The sequence below is a fragment of the Thauera aromatica genome (assembly GCF_023093595.1).
In the GTDB taxonomy this organism is placed as follows: Bacteria; Pseudomonadota; Gammaproteobacteria; order Burkholderiales; family Rhodocyclaceae; genus Thauera; species Thauera aromatica_A.
Genome location: NZ_JALLIK010000110.1, coordinates 182,770 through 204,277, shown reverse-complemented (window position 1 = coordinate 204,277; position 21,508 = coordinate 182,770). Strand labels below are relative to the sequence as shown.

19 protein-coding genes are annotated in these 21,508 nt (G+C 70.3%); 17 read left to right on the top strand and 2 right to left on the bottom strand.

Annotated features, from left to right (window positions below):
- The first annotated feature begins 3 nt into the window (after nt 1-3).
- The 10 genes from MXC99_RS16415 to MXC99_RS16370 all read left to right on the top strand — a co-directional run bounded on the left by MXC99_RS16415 (nt 4) and on the right by MXC99_RS16370 (nt 13,137).
- A complete protein-coding gene (locus MXC99_RS16415; protein ID WP_247726488.1) occupies nt 4-2,370 on the top strand; it encodes a GspE/PulE family protein in 2,367 nt (788 codons plus the stop codon).
- A 62-nt stretch (nt 2,371-2,432) separates the two neighbouring features.
- The gene (rpe, locus tag MXC99_RS16410) at nt 2,433-3,128 is read left to right on the top strand and encodes a ribulose-phosphate 3-epimerase (protein ID WP_247726487.1); all 696 of its coding nucleotides are present in this window, start codon (nt 2,433-2,435) and stop codon (nt 3,126-3,128) included.
- Nucleotides 3,125-3,808, top strand: coding sequence for a phosphoglycolate phosphatase (locus MXC99_RS16405; RefSeq protein WP_247726486.1), 684 nt, complete (start codon nt 3,125-3,127; stop codon nt 3,806-3,808). The genes rpe and MXC99_RS16405 overlap by 4 nt, the downstream gene beginning before the upstream one ends.
- A 292-nt stretch (nt 3,809-4,100) precedes the next feature.
- Complete coding sequence (gene trpE / locus MXC99_RS16400) at nt 4,101-5,573, top strand: anthranilate synthase component I (RefSeq protein ID WP_247726485.1); 1,473 nt, start codon at nt 4,101-4,103, stop codon at nt 5,571-5,573.
- Between the two features lie 102 nt (nt 5,574-5,675).
- Complete coding sequence (locus MXC99_RS16395; RefSeq protein WP_247726484.1) at nt 5,676-6,263, top strand: aminodeoxychorismate/anthranilate synthase component II; 588 nt, start codon at nt 5,676-5,678, stop codon at nt 6,261-6,263.
- 18 nt (nt 6,264-6,281) lie between these two features.
- Complete coding sequence (gene trpD / locus MXC99_RS16390; RefSeq protein ID WP_247726483.1) at nt 6,282-7,322, top strand: anthranilate phosphoribosyltransferase; 1,041 nt, start codon at nt 6,282-6,284, stop codon at nt 7,320-7,322.
- A complete protein-coding gene (gene trpC, locus MXC99_RS16385) occupies nt 7,319-8,119 on the top strand; it encodes an indole-3-glycerol phosphate synthase TrpC (protein WP_247726482.1) in 801 nt (266 codons plus the stop codon). Before trpD ends, trpC begins: the two co-directional genes overlap by 4 nt.
- Before the next feature lie 12 nt (nt 8,120-8,131).
- Nucleotides 8,132-12,163 (top strand): translocation/assembly module TamB domain-containing protein, encoded by a 4,032-nt coding sequence (locus MXC99_RS16380; RefSeq protein WP_247726481.1) that lies wholly within the window; start codon nt 8,132-8,134, stop codon nt 12,161-12,163.
- Nucleotides 12,164-12,186: 23 nt separating this feature from the next.
- Entirely contained in the window at nt 12,187-12,753 is a 567-nt protein-coding gene (gene msrA / locus MXC99_RS16375) for a peptide-methionine (S)-S-oxide reductase MsrA (protein WP_247726480.1), read from the top strand.
- 36 nt (nt 12,754-12,789) lie between these two features.
- Nucleotides 12,790-13,137, top strand: coding sequence for an FKBP-type peptidyl-prolyl cis-trans isomerase (locus tag MXC99_RS16370; protein ID WP_247726479.1), 348 nt, complete (start codon nt 12,790-12,792; stop codon nt 13,135-13,137).
- A gap of 37 nt (nt 13,138-13,174) precedes the next feature.
- Here MXC99_RS16370 and recQ read toward each other — a convergent pair whose 3' ends face one another.
- Complete coding sequence (gene recQ, locus MXC99_RS16365; RefSeq protein WP_247726478.1) at nt 13,175-15,025, bottom strand: DNA helicase RecQ; 1,851 nt, start codon at nt 15,023-15,025, stop codon at nt 13,175-13,177.
- Nucleotides 15,026-15,142: 117 nt separating this feature from the next.
- The gene (locus MXC99_RS16360) at nt 15,143-16,756 is read right to left on the bottom strand and encodes a Na/Pi cotransporter family protein (RefSeq protein WP_247726477.1); all 1,614 of its coding nucleotides are present in this window, start codon (nt 16,754-16,756) and stop codon (nt 15,143-15,145) included.
- On the opposite strand from MXC99_RS16360, the gene MXC99_RS16355 reads away from it, so the two are divergent.
- The 7 genes from MXC99_RS16355 to MXC99_RS16325 all read left to right on the top strand — a co-directional run bounded on the left by MXC99_RS16355 (nt 16,751) and on the right by MXC99_RS16325 (nt 21,483).
- Nucleotides 16,751-17,065, top strand: a complete 315-nt coding sequence (locus tag MXC99_RS16355) for a hypothetical protein (protein WP_247726476.1) — start codon at nt 16,751-16,753, stop codon at nt 17,063-17,065. The two genes, MXC99_RS16360 and MXC99_RS16355, sit on opposite strands and share 6 nt — an antisense overlap.
- A 61-nt stretch (nt 17,066-17,126) precedes the next feature.
- Nucleotides 17,127-17,951, top strand: coding sequence for a cytochrome c oxidase subunit II (gene coxB / locus MXC99_RS16350; RefSeq protein ID WP_247726475.1), 825 nt, complete (start codon nt 17,127-17,129; stop codon nt 17,949-17,951).
- Between the two features lie 47 nt (nt 17,952-17,998).
- Entirely contained in the window at nt 17,999-19,576 is a 1,578-nt protein-coding gene (ctaD, locus tag MXC99_RS16345) for a cytochrome c oxidase subunit I (protein ID WP_247726474.1), read from the top strand.
- A 5-nt stretch (nt 19,577-19,581) separates the two neighbouring features.
- The gene (locus MXC99_RS16340; RefSeq protein ID WP_247726473.1) at nt 19,582-19,701 is read left to right on the top strand and encodes a cytochrome oxidase small assembly protein; all 120 of its coding nucleotides are present in this window, start codon (nt 19,582-19,584) and stop codon (nt 19,699-19,701) included.
- Nucleotides 19,698-20,318 carry a cytochrome c oxidase assembly protein gene (locus tag MXC99_RS16335; protein WP_247726472.1) on the top strand — a complete coding sequence of 207 codons (621 nt, stop codon included), beginning with the start codon at nt 19,698-19,700 and terminating at the stop codon, nt 20,316-20,318. The genes MXC99_RS16340 and MXC99_RS16335 overlap by 4 nt, the downstream gene beginning before the upstream one ends.
- Nucleotides 20,315-20,542 carry a DUF2970 domain-containing protein gene (locus tag MXC99_RS16330; RefSeq protein ID WP_247726471.1) on the top strand — a complete coding sequence of 76 codons (228 nt, stop codon included), beginning with the start codon at nt 20,315-20,317 and terminating at the stop codon, nt 20,540-20,542. The genes MXC99_RS16335 and MXC99_RS16330 overlap by 4 nt, the downstream gene beginning before the upstream one ends.
- Before the next feature lie 65 nt (nt 20,543-20,607).
- Nucleotides 20,608-21,483, top strand: a complete 876-nt coding sequence (locus tag MXC99_RS16325) for a cytochrome c oxidase subunit 3 (protein WP_247726470.1) — start codon at nt 20,608-20,610, stop codon at nt 21,481-21,483.
- Nucleotides 21,484-21,508: the final 25 nt, after the last annotated feature.

Sequence of the window (21,508 nt, the reverse complement as noted above, 5' to 3'; positions counted from 1 at the left end):
ACAATGAGCGATCTCTTCACTCCAGAGCAGCAGCCGGATTCCAGTGCCGTCGGGCACCGGTTGGCGTTTTTCAAGGGGCTCCAGGCCCTGATCCAGCGCATCCAGGCGAGCCCCGATGTCGATGCCCTCGTGCTCGAACTGGCACCGCAGCTGTGCGACCTGTTCGGTGCCGAGCGGCTCAGCATCTACGCGCTGGAGGACGGCGGCGGCTCGATCGCCACGCTGGTGAAGACCGGGTTGCAGGGAGTGCGGAGCCTGCGCCTGGCGCTGGACGAAAACAGCATCGCCGGCTACGCCGCCCTGTGTGGCGACCTGCTCAACATCGGCGACGCCTATGACGAGGCCGAGCTGCGCGGGATCTCGCCGAAGCTGCGGTTCCGCAAGGAAGTCGACGCCGGCAGCGGCTTCCGTTCGCGCCAGATGCTGGTGGCTCCGCTCCGCGACTCCGGTGCCGGCCGTATCCTGGGCGTGATCCAGTTCATCAACACGCGCAGCGGCCAGCCCTTCCCGAAGATCGCGGAGGAGGGGGCGCTGGTCCTCGCGCAGACGCTCGGGGCCGCCTTCCGCGACCGCCGCGGCAAGGCGGCGCGGCTGCGCTCGCGTTTCGACGCACTGGTTGCGGACGGGCGCATCACCGCGGCCGAGCTGATCGAGGCGGCACGCGAGGCGCGCGCCCGCGGGTGCTCGACCGAGGCGGTGCTGACCGACGCCCTCGGCCTGTCGCCGGCCGCGCTCGGCGAGGCGGCGGCGCGTTTTTCCGGCGTCCCCTACCAGCCTTTCCGCGACAACCATGTCAAACCGATCGACTTGCTGCGCAACATCAAGCGCGAATACGTCGAGCAAAGCCTGTGGCTGCCCTACGAGGAAACGGGCGAAGGGATCGTGATCCTGTGTGTCGATCCGGAGCAGATCCGCAACTCGGGCATCGCCCAGAACGTGTTCGTGAACAAGCGCCTGATTTTCCGCGTCACCACGGTGCGCGAATTCGAGCGCACCGTAGCCCAGTATTTCGGCGAGCAACTCGACGATGCCCCGGTGTCCGAGCTGCTCTCCGGCCTCGACGAAAGCGAGGACGAAGGCGGCACGCTGCGCGACGACGTTACCGCCGCGGCCGACAACGAACTGGTCAAGCTGGTCAACAAGATCATCGTCGAAGCCTATCGCCAAGGTGCTTCCGACATCCATATCGAGCCGCGCCCGGGGCGCGAGAAGACCCTCGTCCGTTTCCGCAAGGACGGTTCGCTGGTGCCCTACATCGAAGTGCCGGCGAGCTACCGCAGCGCGCTCGTCACCCGCATCAAGATCATGTGCGACCTCGACATCTCCGAGCGCCGCCGGCCGCAGGACGGCAAGATCCGCTTCCGCAAGTTCGCCCCCCTCGACATCGAGCTGCGGGTGGCGACCCTGCCCACCCAGGGCGGCATGGAAGACGTGGTGATGCGCCTGCTCGCCGGCAGCGAGCCGATTCCGCTCGAGCGCCTCGGCCTGCTGCCGTTCAACCTCGAGCGCCTGCAGGTCCTGATCGCCCGCCCCTACGGCATCTTCTTCGTGTGCGGCCCCACCGGCGCGGGCAAGACCACCACGCTGCATTCCATCCTGCGTCACATCAACACGCCCGACAGCAAGATCTGGACCGTCGAGGATCCGGTCGAAATTACCCAGAAGGGCCTGCGCCAGGTGCAGGTCAACCGCAAGGTCGGAATCGACTTCGCCACCATGATGCGCGCCTTTCTCCGCGCCGACCCGGACGTCATCATGGTCGGGGAGATGCGCGACCGCGAAACGGTGGCGGTCGGCATCGAGGCTTCGCTGACCGGCCACCTGGTGCTGTCCACGCTGCACACCAACAGCGCGCCCGAGTCGGTCGTGCGCCTGCTCGACATGGGCATGGACCCGTTCAACTTCGCCGACGCCCTGATCGGCGTGCTCGCCCAGCGTCTGGCCAAGCGCCTGTGCCTGAAGTGCCGCGAGGCTTACCACCCCGGCAAGGACGAGCTCCAGCGCCTGCTCGAGGAATATTGCGAGGACCTGCACCGCACGCCGGATTTCCGCGTCGATCCGGACGCCGCCCGCGACCGCATCGTCGCGCGCTGGCGTGCCGAAGCCGCCGACCGGGACGGCCGGTTTACGCTCTACCGCGCGGTCGGCTGCGAGCACTGTACCCAGGGCTACAAAGGTCGCGTCGGCCTGCACGAGCTGATGCCCGGCTCGGACGCGATCAAGCGCCTGATCCAGGAGCGTGGCCGGGTCGACCAGATTCTCGGCCAGGCGCTCGCCGAAGGCATGCGCACGCTGCGCCAGGACGGCATCGAAAAAGTGCTCGCCGGGATCACCGACATGCACCAGGTACGCAAGGTCTGCGTGCGCTGAAGCGGGCGCTGGCGGGAGCGGACGGTTAGAATCCGGGCCTGCCCCTTCATCGGAGACCGTCCATGTTCCGCATCGCCCCCAGCCTGTTGTCCGCCGATTTCGCCCGCCTCGGTGACGAGGTCGCGCGCGTGATCGCCTCCGGCGCCGACTGGATCCACTTCGACGTGATGGACAACCACTACGTGCCCAACCTCACCATCGGCCCGCTGGTGTGCGAGGCGATCCGCCCCCACACCACGGCGCCGATCGACGTGCACCTGATGGTGAAGCCGGTCGACCGCATCATTCCCGACTTCGCCCGCGCCGGCGCCGACATCATCACCTTCCACCCCGAAGCTTCCGAGCACATCGACCGCAGTCTCGGGCTGATCCGCGATGCCGGCTGCCAGGCCGGGCTGGTGTTCAATCCCGCCACCCCGCTGCACCACATGGACCACGTCATGGACCGGCTCGACGTGGTGCTGCTGATGAGCGTCAATCCCGGCTTCGGCGGCCAGGCCTTCATTCCCGAAACGCTCGACAAGCTGCGCGCGGTGCGCGCCCGGCTCGACGCCTACGAGGCCAGGAGCGGACGCCGCATCCTGCTCGAGATCGACGGCGGGGTGAAGGTCGACAACATCGCCGACATCGCCCGCGCCGGCGCCGACACCTTCGTCGCCGGTTCGGCGGTGTTCGGCGCCGGCCGCGACAGCGACCCCAACCGCTACGATTCGGTGATCGCCGCGCTGCGCGCCGAGCTGGCGAAGGTGGCGGCGTGAGCGCGGCAAAGCCGCGCTTCGCGCCGCGCGCGGTGCTGTTCGACCTCGACGGCACCTTGCTCGACACCATCGCCGACCTCGCCGAGGCGGCCAACCGCATGCTCGCCGAGCTGGGACGGCCGCTGCGCCCGCAGGACGAGATCCACCGCTTCGTCGGCAAGGGCATCCCCAACCTCGTGCGCCGCTGCCTGACCGAAGACAGCGCCGCGAGCGAGGCCGAGATCGCCGCCGCGTTGCCGGTGTTCCGCCGCCATTACACCGTGGTCAATGGCATCCACGCCCGCCTCTACCCGGGTGTGGACGCCACCCTGCAGGCGATGCGCGCGCGCGGTCTGCGCCTTGCGGTGGTCACCAACAAGGCCGAAGCCTTCACCCTGCCGCTGCTCGCGCGCACCGGCATCGCCGGCTACTTCGACACCGTGGTCAGCGGCGACACCCTGGCGGTGAAAAAGCCCGATCCGGCCGTGCTCCACCTCGCCTGCGCGCGGATCGGGGTCAGCGCCGGAGAGGCGCTGATGATCGGCGACTCGGCCAACGACGCGCTTGCCGCGCAGGGCGCGGGGATGCCGGTGCTGCTCGTCACCTACGGCTACAGCGAAGGCATGCCGGTGGACACCATCGAATGCGATGGGCTACTATCGAACGCGCTGCAGGCACTCGATTACATCGCTTCGGCATAAGGGCTGGCAGCGCCCAGGCCTGCCCTGCGGCAGTACCGGGATCCCCCCTTCACTTCCACGACTCAACGACATCGTGACGCTCGCATCCAGGGTTAGGCCCGCACCCGCCACTCCGCTCCCCGTCCAGCCCCGCTGGCGCGGCGGCTGGCGTTGGCCTTTGGGCCACTGAACGCGAAACTTTCTCGCGGGGCCGCAGCGCGCCTCATCGACCCGATCCGGTGAGGCCGGCTTTCCGGCACATTCCCGCACCCGCCGCACCGTCCGACGTCCATCCTGCAGAAGTGGAGCACCCATGCTCGAACACGAATTCAACGCCCTCGCTGCCGAGGGCTACAACCGCATCCCGGTCACCCTCGAGACTTTCGCCGATCTCGACACCCCGCTCTCGATCTACCTGAAGCTCGCCAACGAGCCCTACACCTACCTGCTCGAATCGGTGCAGGGCGGCGAGCGCTTCGGGCGCTACTCCTTCATCGGCCTGTCCTCGCCGACCCGGATCGAGGTCTATGGCCGCTCGGCGCTGCTGCTCACCGGCAACCGCCTGGTCGAGCGCCGCGACTACGGCGACCCGCTCAACTTCGTCGCCGAGTTCATGAACCGCATCAAGGTGCCGCCGCGCGAGCATCTGCCGCGCTTCGCCGGCGGCCTGGTGGGCTGCTTCGGCTACGACACCGTGCGCTACATCGAGCCTCGCCTGGCGAAGACCGACAAGCCCGACGCCCTCGGCACCCCCGACATCCTGTTGCTGCTGTCCGAAGAAGTGGCGATCGTCGACAACCTCAGCGGCAAGCTCACCCTCGTCGTCTATGCCGAGCCCGAAGTGCCCGGTGCCTGGAAACGCGCCCACAAGCGCCTGCGCGAACTCCTCGCCCGCCTGCGTGCTCCGGTGCAGATCCCCGAAGATGCGTGCGCGCCGTCCGCGCCCGCCGAGTCCAGCTTCGGCGAGGACGCCTTCAAGGACGCGGTGCGCCGCGCCAAGCAGTACATCGTCGATGGCGATGTCATGCAGGTCGTGCTCTCGCAGCGCATGAGCAAGCCCTTCAGCGCCAGCCCGATGGCGCTCTACCGCGCGATCCGCTCGCTCAATCCGTCGCCCTACATGTTCTATTTCAACTTCGAGGACTTCCACGTCGTCGGCGCCTCGCCCGAAATCCTCACCCGGCTCGAGGACGAGGTCGTCACCGTGCGCCCGATCGCCGGCACGCGCCCGCGCGGTGCCAGCGTGGCCGAAGACCTCGCCCTCGAAGCGGACCTGCTCGCCGACGAGAAGGAGCGCGCCGAGCATCTGCAACTGCTCGATCTGGGCCGCAACGACGCCGGGCGGGTGTCCGAGACCGGCACGGTCAAGGTCACCGAGCAGTTCTCCATCGAGCGCTACTCGCACGTCATGCACATCGTCTCCAACGTCGAAGGGCGCCTGAAGGACGGGCTCGACGCGCTCGCCGTGCTGCGCGCCACCTTCCCCGCGGGCACGGTGTCGGGGGCGCCCAAGGTGCGGGCGATGGAAATCATCGACGAGCTCGAGCCGGTCAAGCGCGGCCTGTATGCCGGCGCGGTCGGCTATCTCGGCTTCCACGGCGACATGGATCTGGCGATCGCGATCCGCACCGCAGTACTCAAGGACGGTCACATCCACGTCCAGGCCGGCGCCGGCATCGTCGCCGACTCCGACCCCGAATCGGAATGGCAGGAAACCCGCAACAAGGCGCGCGCCATGCTGCGCGCCGCCGAGATGGCCGAAGGCGGGCTCGATACCCGGGCCTGAGGCCGGGGCCGCGCCTTGCCGCGGCGCGCATCCTGGCGCGCCGCCATCGACGTCCATACTGACGGCACCGGCTCGCGGCCGGTGCGTGCGAAGGGAACCAACATGCTGCTGATGATCGACAACTACGACAGCTTCACCTACAACCTCGTGCAGTACTTCGGCGAACTCGGCGCCCGGGTCAAGGTGTTCCGCAACGACGAAATCACCCTTGGCCAGATCGAGGCGATGAAGCCCGAGCACCTCGTGATCTCGCCCGGCCCGTGCACGCCGGCCGAAGCCGGCATTTCGGTGGCGGCGATCCAGGCCTTCGCCGGGCGCCTGCCGATCCTCGGCGTCTGCCTCGGCCACCAGAGCATCGGCGCCGCCTTCGGCGGGCGCATCGTCCATGCCAAGAAGCTCATGCACGGCAAGACCTCGGCCGTGCACCACCTCGACGCCGGGGTGTTCCGCGGCCTCCCCGACCCGCTCACGTGCACCCGCTACCACTCGCTCGCCATCGAACGGTCGACTCTGCCCGACTGTCTGGAAGTCACCGCGTGGACCGACGACGGCGAGATCATGGGGGTGCGCCACAAGACGCTCGACGTCGAGGGTGTGCAGTTCCACCCCGAGTCGATCCTCACCGAATGCGGCCACGCGCTGCTGCAGAACTTCCTCGACCGCAGCGCGCGCCTGTCCGCCGCCGCCTGACTTCCGGGAGCCCCCACGATGACGATGACCGCCCAGCAAGCCCTGCAACGCACGATCGAGCACCGCGAGATCTTCTTCGACGAGATGCTGTCGCTGATGCGCCAGATCATGGCCGGCGAGATCTCGCCGGTGATGACCGCCGCCATCCTCACCGGCCTGCGCGTCAAGAAGGAAACCATCGGCGAGATCACCGCCGCCGCCACGGTGATGCGCGAGATGGCGACCAAGGTCCATGTCGCGCCGCCGCACGAGCACTTCCTCGACGTCGTCGGCACCGGCGGCGACGGCTCGCATACTTTCAACATCTCCACCGCCACCATCTTCGTCGCCGCCGCCGCCGGCGCGCGCGTGGCCAAGCACGGCGGGCGCAGCGTGTCGTCCAAGTCCGGCGCCGCCGACGTGCTCGAAGCGCTCGGGGTCAACCTGAACCTGTCGCCCGAGCAGGTCGCCGCCTGCGTCGAGGAAACCGGCGTCGGCTTCATGTTCGCCCCCAACTACCACAGCGCGATGAAGAACGTCGCCCCGGTGCGGCGCGAAATGGGCGTGCGCACGATCTTCAACATCCTCGGCCCGCTGACCAACCCGGCCGGGGCGCCGAACACCCTGATGGGGGTGTTCCATCCCGACCTCGTCGGCATTCAGGCGCGGGTGATGCAGCGCCTGGGCGCCAACCACGTCCTCGTCGTGCATGGCCTGGACGGCATGGACGAACTCAGCCTCGGCGCCGCCACTCTGGTCGGCGAGCTCAAGGACGGCCAGGTGCACGAGTACGAAATCCACCCCGAAGACTTCGGCCTGCAGATGGCCGGCACCCGCAACCTGCGCGTGGCCGATGCCGAGGCGTCGCGCGCGGTGCTGCTCGGCGCGCTGGAAAACCGCGACGGCCCGGCGCGCGACATCGTTGCCCTCAACGCCGGGGCGGCGCTGTACACCGCCAATCTGGCCGACTCGATCGGCGCCGGCATCGAGCGGGCGCGCGAGACCCTCGCCAGCGGCGCGGCGCGGCACAAGCTCGATGAGTTCGTGCGCTTTACCCGCCGCTTCGGAGCTGCAGCATGAGCGACATCCTGGACAAGATCTGCGCGGTCAAGGCCGCCGAAGTCGCCGCCGCCGCCGCGCACACCCCGCTCTCCGCGATGCGCGCCCTCGCCGAGGCCCAGCCTGCGGCGCGCGATTTCGTCGCCGCGATCCGCACCCGGCATGCCGCCGGGCGTCCCGCGGTGATTGCCGAAATCAAGAAGGCGAGCCCGTCGAAGGGCGTGATCCGGGCCGATTTCCGCCCCGCCGAGATCGCCGCCGCCTACGAGGCCGCCGGCGCCGCCTGCCTGTCGGTGCTCACCGACCGCTCCTTTTTCCAGGGTGCGCCCGAATACCTGCAGGCCGCCCGCGCCGCCTGTGCGCTGCCGGTGCTGCGCAAGGACTTCATCGTCGATCCCTACCAGGTGTTCGAGGCGCGCGCGATGGGGGCGGACGCGATCCTGCTGATCGCCGCCTGCCTCGACGGCGCACGCATGCGCGACCTCGAGCAGCTCGCCATCGCCCTCGGCCTGGCGGTGCTGGTCGAAGTCCATGACGGCTCCGAGCTGGAGCGTGCGCTGCAGCTGCAGACCCCGCTGATCGGCATCAACAACCGCAACCTGCGCACCTTCGACGTTTCGCTGCAGACTACCCTCGAGCTGTCGCCGCGCATCGCCACCGGCGCCACCGGGCGCATCGTCGTCACCGAATCCGGCATCCTGACGCCGGAAGACGTCGCCCTGATGCGCGCGCATGCGGTCCAGACCTTCCTCGTCGGCGAAGCCTTCATGCGCGCCGACGACCCCGGCGCGGCGCTGCGGGCGCTGTTCGGGGGCTGAGCCGCCGCGGCCATGGGCGAGAACGCACCGGCCGCAGCGCGGGCAAGCCCGCCGCCCCGTTCGCCGCGCTGGCGGCGGGGGCTGAAGGGGCTGGGCGGGGGCGTGGCGCTGGCGCTTGCCGCCGCGCTCGGGGCCGGCGCGTGGCTGCTCGGTACCCAGTCCGGGCTGGATGCCGGCCTTGCCTTCGCCCGCGGGGCGAGCGGCGGCGCATTGCAGGTCGAGGGCGCGCGCGGGCGCGTGCTCGGGCGTCTCGACATCGATACGCTCGCCTACCGCAGCCCCGGACTCCAGCTCGAGCTGAAGGACGTCTCGCTCGCCTGGTCGCCCGCCGCGCTGCTCGAGCGCCGGCTCGAAATCACCCATCTGACGGTCGACCGGGTGGACCTCGCCCGGGCCGCGGCTGAAGCGGAGTCCGACCCCCTGCGGCCCCCCGCAGCGCTCGAACTGCCGTTCGCGATCGAGTTGCGCCGGCTCGCGGTCGGAACCTTTGCCATGCGCGAACTGCCGGCGCCCGAGCCGGCCGCCGGGGCGCAGGAAGAAGCGCCGCACCCGCCCCCCGGGGCGGTCGCCGGCGACCCGCCGCCCGCCGCTGAAGCCGCTGCCGCCGAGGATGCCGCCCCGGGCCTGCGCTTCAGCGCGCTCGAAGCCGCGCTCGACAGCGACGGCCGCCACCACCGCCTGCGCGAACTGTCGCTGACCTTGCCCCAGGGCAGGGCCCGCCTCGCCCTCGCCGTCGACGGCGCGGCGCCGTTCGCGCTCGAAGGCACGGGACAGTTCGACGGCGTCATCGAGGGGCGCGCACTCGCCGTGCAGCTCGGCCTCGCCCATACCCTGCTCGAACCGCGGATCGCGCTCGAGGCCCGGGGCGAAGGCGTGCAGGCCCGAGTCGAGCTCGAGGCCGCGAGCTTCGACCCCGTCCCGCTGCGCCGGCTCTCGCTCCGGGTCGACGGACTCGACCCCGCCGCTTTCGTCGACGGCGCGCCGCGTGCGGCGCTCGATCTCGACGCCGAGCTTGCGCCGCCCGCGGGCGGGGACGGGCCGGCCGTGGAGGGGATCGCAGGGCTGCCCGTGGGGCGGCTCGCCGGGCCGATCCGTGTGCATAACCGCCGGCCTGCCGCGGCCGATGCCGGGGGCATTCCGCTGGAAAGCCTTTCCGCGGTGCTCGACTGGCGCCGCGAAGAGATCGCCCTCGATGCCCTCGACCTCCGCCTGGCGGGCGCGGGGCGGATCACCGGGCGGGTCGCCTGGCAACCGCCCGCGGCGGCCAGGGCAGGCGGGGAGGGCGAGGGCGCAGGTGCCGCGCCGCCTGCGGCTGCCGACGCCCACTCCGACTCCGGCTCCGACTCCGGCTCCGACTCCGGCTCCGACTCCGGCCGGATCGTGGCCGCACTCGCGCTTGCCGGCATCGATCCGCGCGCACTGTCCACCGCGGCCCCATCCGCGCGCCTGAACCTCGACCTGGAGGCCGCCGCCGAACTGCCGGCGGCCGGCCTGCCGCAGGCGGCGACGCTGCAGTTCCGCATCCACGACAGCGTCCTCGACGGCCGCCCGCTCAGCGGCGAAGGCCGCCTGCGCCTCGAAGGCGGTCGCCTGCCGGAAGTGCGTCTCGCCGCCCGGCTGGCGGGCAACACCGTCGAAGCGGACGGTGCGCTCGGCGCCGCGCACGACAACCTGGCGCTGCGCCTCGATGCGCCGGCGCTGGGCGCGCTCGGCTTCGGCCTCGGCGGGCGCGCCGCGGCCGAGGGGCGGGTGGGCGGCACGCTCGATGCGCCCAATGGCGAGCTGCAGTTCTTCGGCGAAGACCTGGTGCTGCCGGGCGAGCTGCGCCTGGCGGGAATCAACGGCAGTGCGCGGCTCGATGCCGGCATCGACGGCTCCTTCGCGCTCGCGCTCGGCCTGTCCGGGCTCGGCCCCGCCGGCGCCGGGGACGACGGCCGGCCCCAGTCCGACTGGATCGAACACGCCCGCCTCGGCGCCGAGGGCACGCGCGCGCGCCACCGTCTCGAACTCAGCGCGGTCGCGCCCGGCGGCGCCGGGCGCGACGATCCGGGCGCCAGCGTGCGCCTGGTGCTGCAGGGCGGGATCGGCGCAGGCCCGCGCCTGCGCTGGGCCGGCGAGCTTGCCGCGCTCGAACTCGCCGGCGCCGAACCCGCCGGCCCGCAACCCGCCGGTCCGGCGCAGGCGTTCACCGCCCGCCTGGCGGCTCCGGCCGCGCTCGAACTGGCCGCCGACGGCGTGATGCTGGGCGCGGCCGAGATCGACGCCGGCAGCCGCGGCCGCATCCGCCTGCTCGAGACGGCATGGTCGCCGGCCGCAACCGTGCTGCGCGGCGAACTCAGCGGCCTGGTGCTGGCGCCGGACTCGAAGCGCGCCGACGGCCGTCCGCGGCGCAATGCCGACCCGCTGACCCTGGGCGCGCGCTGGGACCTGAAAATGGGGCGCACGCTCGCTGGCGAGGCGCGCCTGTTCCGCGAATCGGGCGACCTCAGCGTCGAAGGCGAGATCCGCACCCGGCTCGGCCTGGAGCGGCTCGACGCCGTGCTCGCGGCGCGCGGCGAGCGCCTGGACCTGACGGTGGACGTGCGCGGCCGCGAGTTCGGCCGCGTCCACGGCGAAGCCGCCCTGAATGCCCGGCGCAGCGCCGACGGCCGCTGGAGCGTGCCGCCCGAGACTCCGGTCCGCGCTGCGGCCCGCCTCGACATGCCTTCCATCGCCTGGCTGGGCCGGCTCGTGCGCGAGAACGTCGACACCGCCGGGCGCATCGACGGCCGCTTCGAAATCGCCGGCACGCTTGCCGCGCCGCGCGCCAGCGGCACCCTCCAGGGCCGCGAGCTCGGCTTCACCCTGATCGACCAGGGCCTGATCCTGTCCGGTGGCGAGTTCGACCTCGACTTCGACGACGACCGCCTGCGCCTGACGCGGCTCGCGTTCGTCTCGCCCAACCGGGTGCGCCTGCGCGACCGCCGCATTCCCTTCGAGCGCCTCACCGCCACTCCCGGCCGCTTCACCGCCCGCGGCGAGATCGCGCTCGACAGTGGCGCGGGCGACTTCCGCTTCGAGGCCGACCGTCTGCCGCTGTTGCAGCGCGAAGACCGCTGGATGCTGTTGTCGGGCCGCGGTACCGCGCGCAGCAGCTGGAGTTCGCTGGCGCTGGAGGCCGGCTTCGAGGCCGACGCTGGCTATCTCGAGTTCGCCGAGTCGCCGCCGCCGAGCCTGTCCGACGACGTCGTCGTCCTCGGCCGCGACCCGCCGGCCGGCAGCGGCGCGTTCGCCGTCACCGCCGACGTCCGCGTCGGCCTGGGCGAGGCGCTCTACCTGTCGGCGCTGGGCCTGGAAACCCGGCTCGCCGGCGAGTTGCGCGTCCGCCTCGACCCCGAGCGCCCGCTGTCGGCGGTGGGGACGATCTCCACCGTCGGCGGCAGCTATCGCGGCTATGGCCAGCGCCTGGTGATCGAGCGCGGCACGGTCAACTTCCAGGGACCGCTCGATGCCCCCGGGCTCGATATCGTCGCCCTGCGCAAGGGGCTGGCGGTGGAGGCCGGCGTCGCGGTCAGCGGCAGCGCCCGGCGGCCGCAGGTGCGGCTGGTGTCCGAGCCCGACGTTCCCGACCCCGAGAAGCTCTCCTGGATCGTGCTCGGGCGTGCGCCCGACGCCGCTTCGGGCGCCGACCTCGGATTGTTGCTGCCGGCGGCCGCGGCCCTGCTCGGCGGCCCCGGCGGCGGCATGACCGAAGAGCTGTCGCGCAGCCTGGGCTTCGACGCGTTCTCGATCGGCCAGGGCGAGCTCACCAGCACCGCGCGCGCGCCCAGCAGCCGGGTCGTCGGCAGCGGCTCGACGATCGCCGCCGGCCCTTCGGTGAGCGGCCAGGTGCTGAGCCTGGGCAAGCGCCTCGGGCCGGACCTGTTCCTGTCCTTCGAGCAGAGCCTGGGCGGGGCGGCGACCCTGGTCAAGCTGAGCTACCAGCTGTCGCGCCGGGTGTCGGTGATCGTGCGCGGCGGCACCGACACCGCGCTCGATTTGAGTTACGGTTTCTCCTTCCGCTGAACCTGTGCATGGAGTCCATTCCGATGAGTGAAATCCGGCAAGACCCCGTACTCGAAACCGCAATCCTCGGCGGCGGCTGCTTCTGGTGCCTGGAGGCGGTGTTCAAGGACGTCGAAGGCGTCGTCACCGTGGTGCCCGGTTACTGCGGCGGCCACGTCGAGCTGCCCGACTACCGCCAGGTCTGCGCCGGCGGCACCGGTCACGCCGAAGTCGTGCGCATCGAGTTCGACCCGGCGCGGCGCAGCTACCGCGAGCTGCTCGAGATCTTCTTCGCGATCCACGATCCGACCAGCGTCGACCGCCAGGGCAACGACATCGGCCCGCAATACCGCTCGGTGATCTTCGTCACCAGCGAGGAGCAGCTCCACACCGCGCTCGCGCTGATCGAGGAGATGGGCGAGCGGCGCCTGTTCCCGAAGGCGATCGCGACCCGGGTCGAACCTGCGCCGAAGTTCTGGATGGCCGAGCCCGAGCACCACGACTACTATGCCGGCAACAGCGACCAGCCCTACTGCCAGTACGTGGTCGCGCCCAAGATCGCGAAGTTCCGCGAGCGCTTCGCCGCCCGCCGCCGCAACCCCAGCAGGTAGAATCCTCCCCCTCGACCAACCCCAGGAGAAACAGGCATGACCCAGACCACCACCACCGCCAGCGGCCTCGTCATCGAAGAGCTCGAGCTCGGCAGCGGCGACACCGCCGAACAAGGCAAGATGGTCGCGGTGCACTACACCGGCTGGCTGACCGACGGGCGCAAGTTCGACTCCAGCAAGGATCGCAACGACCCCTTCCACTTCCCGCTCGGCGCCGGCCACGTCATCCGCGGCTGGGACGAAGGCGTGCAGGGTATGCAGGTCGGCGGCCGGCGCAAGCTGACCATTCCGCCCGAGCTGGGCTACGGCACCCGCGGCGCCGGCGGCGTGATTCCGCCCAATGCCACCCTGGTGTTTGAAGTCGAGCTGCTGAAAGTGCTGTAAGCTCCGCCGCCCGCCCGGGCCTGCCCGGCGGGCGTGTTCAGCGGGTTGTGGCGACGATGTCCAGGATCGCTTCGCCGTAGGTTTCGCGCTTGCGGTCACCGATGCCGCTGATCCCGGCCAGTTCGCCCTGCGAGCGTGGCCGGGCGATCGCGATCTCGCGCAGGGTGGCGTCCTGGAACACGACGTAGGCGGGCACGTTGCGCTCCTTCGCGGTGGCCGCACGCCAGGCGCGCAGGCGGTCGAAGAGCGTGGTCGGAATGCCGCCCGGGATGTCCATCGGGGTCGCGGCGCGCCGGCGGCTGCGCGAACGGCTGCGTTCGCGCTCCAGGCGCAGGTGGAATCCGGCCTCGCCGCGCAGCAGCGGGCGGGCGGCGTCGGTCAGGCGCAGCGCGTTGTAGCGCTCGTGGTCGACGGCGACCAGCTCGCGCGCCACCAGCTGGCGGAACACCGTGCGCCAGCGCTTCTCGTCGAGTTCGCTGCCGATGCCGAAGGTGGTGATGGCCTGGTGGCCGCGCTCGATCACCTTGTCGGTCAGCTCGCCGCGCAGCACGTCGATCAGGTGGCCGGCGCCGTAGCGCTGGCCGGTGCGATAGACGCAGCTCAAGGCCTTGCGCGCGGCCTCGGTGGCATCCCAGGTCTGCGGCGGGGAGAGGCAGTTGTCGCAGTTGCCGCAGGGGGCGGAGTCCTCGCCGAAGTAGGCGAGCAGGTGCTGGCGGCGGCAGGTCGTCGCCTCGACCAGGCCGACCAGCACCTCGAGGCGGTTGCGCGCCAGGCGCTTGAACTCCTCGCTCGCCTCCGACTCGTCGATCATCCGCCGCTGCTGGACCACGTCCTGCGCCCCCCACGCCATCCACGCCTGCGCCGGCAGGCCGTCGCGCCCGGCACGGCCGGTTTCCTGGTAATAACCTTCGATCGAGCGCGGCAGGTCGAGATGGGCGACGAAGCGCACGTCGGGCTTGTCGATCCCCATGCCGAAGGCGATCGTCGCCACCATCACCAAGCCGTCCTCGCGCAGGAAGCGCGTCTGGTGCTCGGCGCGGATCTCCTGCGTCATGCCGGCGTGGTAGGGCAGGGCGTTGATGCCATGCTCGCGCAGCCAGGCCGCGGTTTCCTCGACCTTGCGCCGCGACAGGCAATAGACGATGCCGGCCTGTCCCGGACATTCCTCGCGGATGAAGGCGAGCAGCTGGCGGCGCGGGTCGTCCTTGTCGACGATCGTGTAGCGGATGTTGGGGCGGTCGAAGCTGGAGACGAAGCGGCGCGCGTGGGTGAGGTTCAGGCGCTGGGCGATTTCCTCGCGCGTCTGGCGGTCGGCGGTGGCGGTCAGGGCGATGCGCGGAATCGCCGGATAGCGCTCGGGCAGGATCGACAGCTGCAGGTACTCGGGGCGGAAGTCGTGCCCCCACTGCGACACGCAGTGCGCCTCGTCGATCGCGAACAGCGCCAGGCGGTGGGTATCGCGCAGATGGTCGAGCTGGTCGAGGAAGCGCGGCGTCATCAGGCGCTCGGGGGCGACGTAGAGCAGGTCGAGCTCGCCCATGTACGCCGCGCGCTCCACCGCGCGCGCGGTGTCGGCGTCCTGGCTGGAGTTGAGGAATGCGGCCTTCACTCCGGCTTCGACCAGCGCGCTGACCTGGTCCTGCATCAGCGCGATCAGCGGCGACACCACGATCGCCGTGCCGTCGCGCAGCAGCGCCGGAATCTGGTAGCACAGCGACTTGCCGCCGCCGGTGGGCATCAGCACCAGGGCGTCGCCGCCGGCGGCGACGTGTTCGACGATCGCCTGCTGCTCGCCGCGGAAGGCGGAATAGCCGAAAACGTGGGCGAGGACCTGCTGGGCGCGGCCGCCGTCGGCCGGCGGCGGCGGGGAGGGAGTGTCGGCAAACATGGGCCGCATTCTAGCGCTGTCCCGGCGCATCCCGGTCGCTCCCGCGCGCGCCGGAGTTCCCCGCCGCCGCAGGAAAGGTCATCCGCCTGGCCGGCGTCGCAGTGCCGCCGCCCCCTCTCAGCTGTCGGGGTGGCCGTTGCCGTCATCGACGGCGTTTGCTTCCGCGGCCTGCTGCGGGCTCAGGTCGCCGTCGAGCACCGCCAGCATGCGTGCGGCCTTGGCCACCTGCTCGGTGGCGCGCCGCTGCAGGCTGGCCAGGCGCAGCCAGTCCTGCATGGTGGCGATGTCGAGACGGGCGTGCGCGCCGTGCAGCAGCAGCGCTTCCTTGAGCGCCTGGTAGCGTGCTTCGACGTCCTCCAGCAGGACATCGACCGCGGCGGCGCTGAATTCACCGCGGCTCGCATCGGCGCTCATTGCGAGTGCCGCCACCGCCTGGCGGAAGGCGGTGACGGCCGCGTCGAGAGCGGCGCCGGGCGCGGCGCCCAGGGTCGCGCCCAGGCTGCCGGCCTGGCGCACCGCGGCGACCGCGTTTTCCTGGTACTGCAGGGTGCGCAGGCTGTGGGCGAGGGCTTCGACCAGCGCCGCCGGCAGGGTCGCGCTGCCGAGCTTGCCGATGTAGGCGGTGATCGCCGGGGCGAGGGTGTCCAGCGTCGATGCCTGGCGCTCGATCCAGGGCGCGTCGGGCGGAACCCGGGCCACCGCCGTCAGCGCGGTGGTGGCGAAGGACTGAGTGCGGCCCAGCTCCTGGCGCAGGGCATGGAGGGCGAGGTCGGGCACGGCCAGCGAAGGCGGGTCGAGGTGGCGGGGGCGGGCGATTTCCTCTTCCTGGCTGCGGAACCGGCGCGACAGGAAGCGCAGCATCGGCGCGGCCAGCACCACCATCAGCAGCACGCCGAGGAGGTTGAATGCGGTGTGGAACATCGCCACCGTCACCGCCGGCGTCGCCGGCTGCTCGAACCATGTGCGCAGCAGTCCGAGCAGACCGATCAGCAGCGGCAGCATCAGCAGCGCGACGCTGCCGGTGACGAGGTTGAACATGACGTGGGCGGCGGCCAGGCGGCGGGCGCTGGAGGTGGCGCCGATCGCCGACAGGATGGCGGTCGAGGTGGTGCCGATGTTGGTCCCGATCACCATCGCGCAGGCCGCCTCCACCGACATCAGCCCGCCCTGCGCGGCGGTGATGATGAGTGCGATGACCGCGCCCGAGGCCTGCATCAGCACCGTCAGCACGGCGCCGATGGCGACCAGGGTCAGCCAGCCCGCCACCCCCGGCAGCACGTAGTCCTGCAGGCTGATCGCCGCGCCGAAGCCGGAGAAGGCGTCCTTGAGCACATCGATGCCGAGGAACAGCACGCCGAAGCCGGACAGGGCCTGGCCCAGTGCGCGCGGGCGCACGCTGCGCGCGGCCAGCATCAGCACCGCGCCGACGCCGACGAAGGGCAGGGCGAAGGACTCGATCCTGAAGCTGAAGCCGAGCGCCGCCACCAGCCAGGCGTTCATCGTGGTGCCGACGTTGGAGCCGAAGATCACCCACATCGCGTTCTTCAGCGACAGCAGGCCGGTGTTGACGAAGCCGATGCTGGCGACCGTCACCGCGGTCGATGACTGCACCGCCGCGGTCATCAGCATGCCGGCGGCGAGGCCGCGCGCCGGGGTCGCGGTGCCGCGCTCGAGCAGGGCGGGGAGGGCGCGGCCGGCGGCGAGCTTGAGCCCTTCGGTGAGCATGTGCATGCCGATCAGGAACAGGCCGATGCCGCCGACGAGGGCGGCGGCGGCATCGAAGGCGTCGAAGGCGGCAAGGGGGAGGGCGGCGGGGTCCAGGGCAAGGCTCCGGTAGTGGCTTGCGCCAAGGGTAATCCGGCCGCGGCCGATTGTGGAGCGGGGCCGGGCGGATGCCGGAAAGATCGATTTTGCGATGCAGCAAACAAACCCATGGGAAAACCCCGAATGGCCCTGCCGAAGCCTTGCGATTCGAGGGGGCTAGCAGATCGTGCGCTGCACTATATTGACTTTTATCAAAAAACCGTGTTGCAGCGATGATTTTCGCTATGGCACCATCGTTGGCACCTGCCGAAAATGAAGCGGACTTGGGGGTGATGCCATGACATGTGCAGGCCGCACAGCAGGCTGGATCGCGATCGCGACCGCGACGCCGGCGCTCGCGCAGGATCTGCCCGCCCGCTACAACATCCCGGCGCCGGTCACCTCGATCGCTGCGCAGATCCACGACCTCCACACCCTGATGCTGGTGATCTGCCTGCTGATCTTCATCGGCGTGTTCGGCGTGATGTTCTGGGCGGTGTTCCGCCACCGCAAGTCGCGCGGCGCGGTGGCGGCGAATTTCCACGAGAACACCGCGGTCGAGATCGCGTGGACGATCGTTCCGGTGCTGATCCTGCTCGGCATGGCATGGCCGGCGACGAAGACCGTGATCGAGATGAAGGACACCTCCAACCCCGACCTCACGATCAAGGCCACCGGCTACCAGTGGAAGTGGGGCTACGACTATCTCCAGGGCGAGGGCGAAGGCATCCGCTTCCTCTCCAGCCTGGCTACGCCGCGCGCCCAGATCGAAGGCACCGCACCGAAGGGCGAAGCCTATCTGCTGGAAGTCGACAAACCGCTGGTGGTCCCGGTGGGCAAGAAGGTCCGCGTCCTGCTGACCGCCAACGACGTCATCCATTCGTGGTGGGTGCCGGCCTTCGGCGTCAAGCAGGACGCCATTCCCGGCTTCATCCGCGATACCTGGTTCCGCGCCGACCGGGAAGGCGTGTTCCGCGGCAACTGCGCCGAGCTGTGTGGGCGCGACCACGGTTTCATGCCGATCGAAGTGCACGTGGTGTCGGCCGAGCGCTACAGCGCCTGGGTGCAGGCGCAGCAGGCCGCGCCCGGCGCGCTGGCGGACGCGGCGCGGGCGCCGCGATGAGCCGTCCCCGCTTTGCTCCCGCTGCCATCCGACAGGAGGATTTCCGCATGGCCGCCGCCCCGCACGATCTGCTGCACGCCCCTCACACCGGCCCCAGCGGCCTGATGCGCTGGCTCACCACCACCAATCACAAGGACATCGGCACGATGTACCTGGTGTTCAGCTTCGTCATGTTCCTCTCCGGTGGGGTGATGGCGCTGACCATCCGCGCCGAGCTGTTCCAGCCCGGCCTGCAGGTGGTGCAGCCCGAGTTCTTCAACCAGCTCACCACCATGCACGGCCTGGTGATGGTGTTCGGCGCGATCATGCCGGCCTTCGTCGGCTTCGCCAACTGGATGATCCCGCTGATGATCGGCGCTTCCGACATGGCCTTCGCGCGGATGAACAACTGGAGCTTCTGGCTGCTGCCGCCGGCGGCGATCCTGCTGCTCGCGTCCTTCTTCGTCCCCGGCGGCGCGACCGCCGCGGGGTGGACGCTGTACGCGCCGTTGTCGGTGCAGATGGGGATGGGGATGGACCTGGCGATCTTCGCCCTCCACCTCCTGGGGGTGAGCTCGATCATGGGCGCGATCAACATCGTCGTCACCGTGCTCAACATGCGCGCCCCCGGGATGAGCCTGATGAAGATGCCGCTGTTCTGCTGGACGTGGCTCATCACCGCCTACCTGCTGATCGCGGTGATGCCGGTGCTGGCCGGGGCGGTGACCATGATCCTGGCCGACCGCCACTTCGGCACCCACTTCTTCAACGCCGCCGGCGGCGGCGATCCGGTGATGTACCAGCACATCTTCTGGTTCTTCGGCCACCCCGAGGTGTACATCATGATCCTGCCGGCGTTCGGCATCATCAGCCAGATCATTCCCGCCTTCGCCCGCAAGCCGCTGTTCGGCTACGCCTCGATGGTGTACGCGACCGCCTCGATCGCGATCCTGTCGTTCGCGGTGTGGGCCCACCACATGTTCGCCACCGGCATGCCCGCCGCCGGCCAGCTGTTCTTCATGTACGCGACGATGCTGATCGCGGTGCCCACCGGAGTGAAGGTGTTCAACTGGGTGGCGACGATGTGGCGCGGGGCGATGAGCTTCGAGGCGCCGATGCTGTTCGCCACCGGTTTCATCTTCGTGTTCACGATCGGCGGCTTCACCGGGCTGATCTGCGCCATCGCGCCGATCGACATCCAGATCCAGGACACCTACTACGTCGTCGCCCACTTCCACTACGTGCTCGTCGCCGGCAGCCTGTTCGCGCTTTTCGCCGGGGCCTATTACTGGCTGCCGAAATGGACCGGCCACATGCCGAGCGAGGCGCTGGGCAAGCTGCACTTCTGGTGCTCGATCGTGTTCTTCAACATCACCTTCTTCCCGATGCACTTCCTCGGCCTCGCCGGCATGCCGCGGCGCATTCCCGACTACGCGCTGCAGTTCGCCGACTTCAACGCGCTGGCCAGCGTCGGCGCCTTCGGCTTCGGCCTGTCGCAGCTGATCTTCCTCATCGTCGTGATCCGGTGCATTCGCGGCGGCGAGCGTGCCCCCGCCCGCGCCTGGGATGGTGCCGAAGGCCTGGAATGGACCGTGCCCTCGCCCGCCCCCCACCACACCTTCGAGGATGCGCCGCTCGTGCGCTGAATATCATGCACCCCAGCGACCGTGACCGCAGGACTGCCAACCGCCGCACCGGGCTGATGCTCGCCGCGGTGGCCGCCGCCTTCTTCGTCTTCGTCATCCTCAAGTACCAGGTCTTCGGCCGATGAACGCCCCTGTCCGCGACCGCCGCGCTGCCGACAACCGCCGCCTGCTGCTGCGCCTGGTGGTGTCGGCGGCGGTGATGTTCGGCTTCGGTTTCCTGCTCGTGCCGTTCTACGAGCAGATCTGCGAAGTCACCGGGATCAACAACTTCCTCCGCCCCGAGGCCGAGCAGGGCGCGCGCGCGGCGGCGCGCCTGGCCGGCCCTGCGGCGGGAAATTCCCAGGTCGATCGCAGCCGCCGCATCCTCGTCCAGTTCGACGCCAACCTCCACGACCTGCCATGGCGCTTCCAGCCGCGGCAGCGCTCGATCGAGGTTCATCCGGGCGAGCTCGTGCACGTCGATTACGAAGTGTCGAACCCCGGCGCGGTGGCGGTCACCGGCCAGGCTGTGCCGAGCTACGGCCCGCAGCGGGCGGCGCGCTACTTCAACAAGATGGACTGCTTTTGCTTCACCCAGCAGACCCTGGCGCCGGGCGAAGTGCGGACCATGCCGGTGGTGTTCGTCGTCGATCCGGCGCTGCCCGACGAGATCAGGGTCATCACCCTGTCCTACACCTTCTTCATGCTCCAGGGGCGCAGCACTTCCGCTGCGGTGAACGGGCCGGGGGGAGGGGCGACATGAGCGGCGGGGACGGGCCGCCGCCGCACCGCGCCGGGTTCTGGGCAACGCTGCGCGCGGTGCTGTGGTCCTTCGCCGGGATCCGCAAGGGCCGCGCCTGGCACGAGGACGCGGCGCGGCTCGACCCCAGGGCGGTGGTGGTGGCCGGCGTGCTCGCCGGGCTGGCCTTCGTCCTCGGCCTGGTGGCGATCGTGCAGTGGGTGCTCGCGCGCGCCGGGGCCGCCTAGCCAGCCGGGGGCGGACAGGGGTGCGGGGCCGACAGGGAAACGGGGAACGCAATGGAGAGCAGACCATGAGCCAGGCTTCCAGAATGCATTCGGCGGAGCGTTATTTCGTCCCCGCGCCGTCGATCTACCCGATCATCGGCGCCGTCGCGCTGCTGCTGTTCGGCGCCGGTGCGGCGCTGTGGCTGAACCGGGCGCCGTCCGGGCCGTGGCTGTTCTTCGGCGGCGTTGCGGTTCTCGCTTACATGCTGTTCGGCTGGTTCGGGCAGGTCGTGCATGAATCCGAGTCCGGCCTCTACGGGCGGCGGGTGGTGCGCTCCTTCCGCTGGTCGATGGGCTGGTTCATCTTCTCCGAAGTGATGTTCTTCGCCGCCTTCTTCGGCGCCCTGTTCTACGCCCGCGTGCTCGCCGTGCCCTGGCTCGCCGCGGGCGCCAACGAGGCCCTGCTGTGGCCCGGCTTCACCGGTGCCTGGCCCACCGCCGGGCCGTATACGCCGAGCGGCGCCGACCCCTTCACGCCGATGGGGGCCTGGGGCATCCCGGCGCTCAACACCCTGATCCTGCTCAGCTCGGGCGCCACCCTGACGTGGGCGCACCATGGCCTGTTGCAGGCGCGGCGCGGCCAGCTCAAGCTCGGGCTGGCGCTGACCATCGCCCTCGGCCTGCTGTTCATCGGCCTCCAGGCCTACGAATACGGCCACGCCTGGAGCGAGCTCGGGCTGCGGCTCAACAGCGGCATCTACGGTGCCACCTTCTACCTGCTCACCGGCTTTCACGGACTGCACGTGACGGTCGGCGCGCTGATGTTGATCGTGATGCTGTTGCGCGCGTTCGCCGGACACTTCAGTCCCGAGCACCACTTCGGCTTCGAGGCCGCGGCCTGGTACTGGCATTTCGTCGACGGCGTGTGGCTGATCCTGTTCGTCGTCGTGTATTGGCTGTGAGCGGATCGTGATCGGGCAGGGGGGC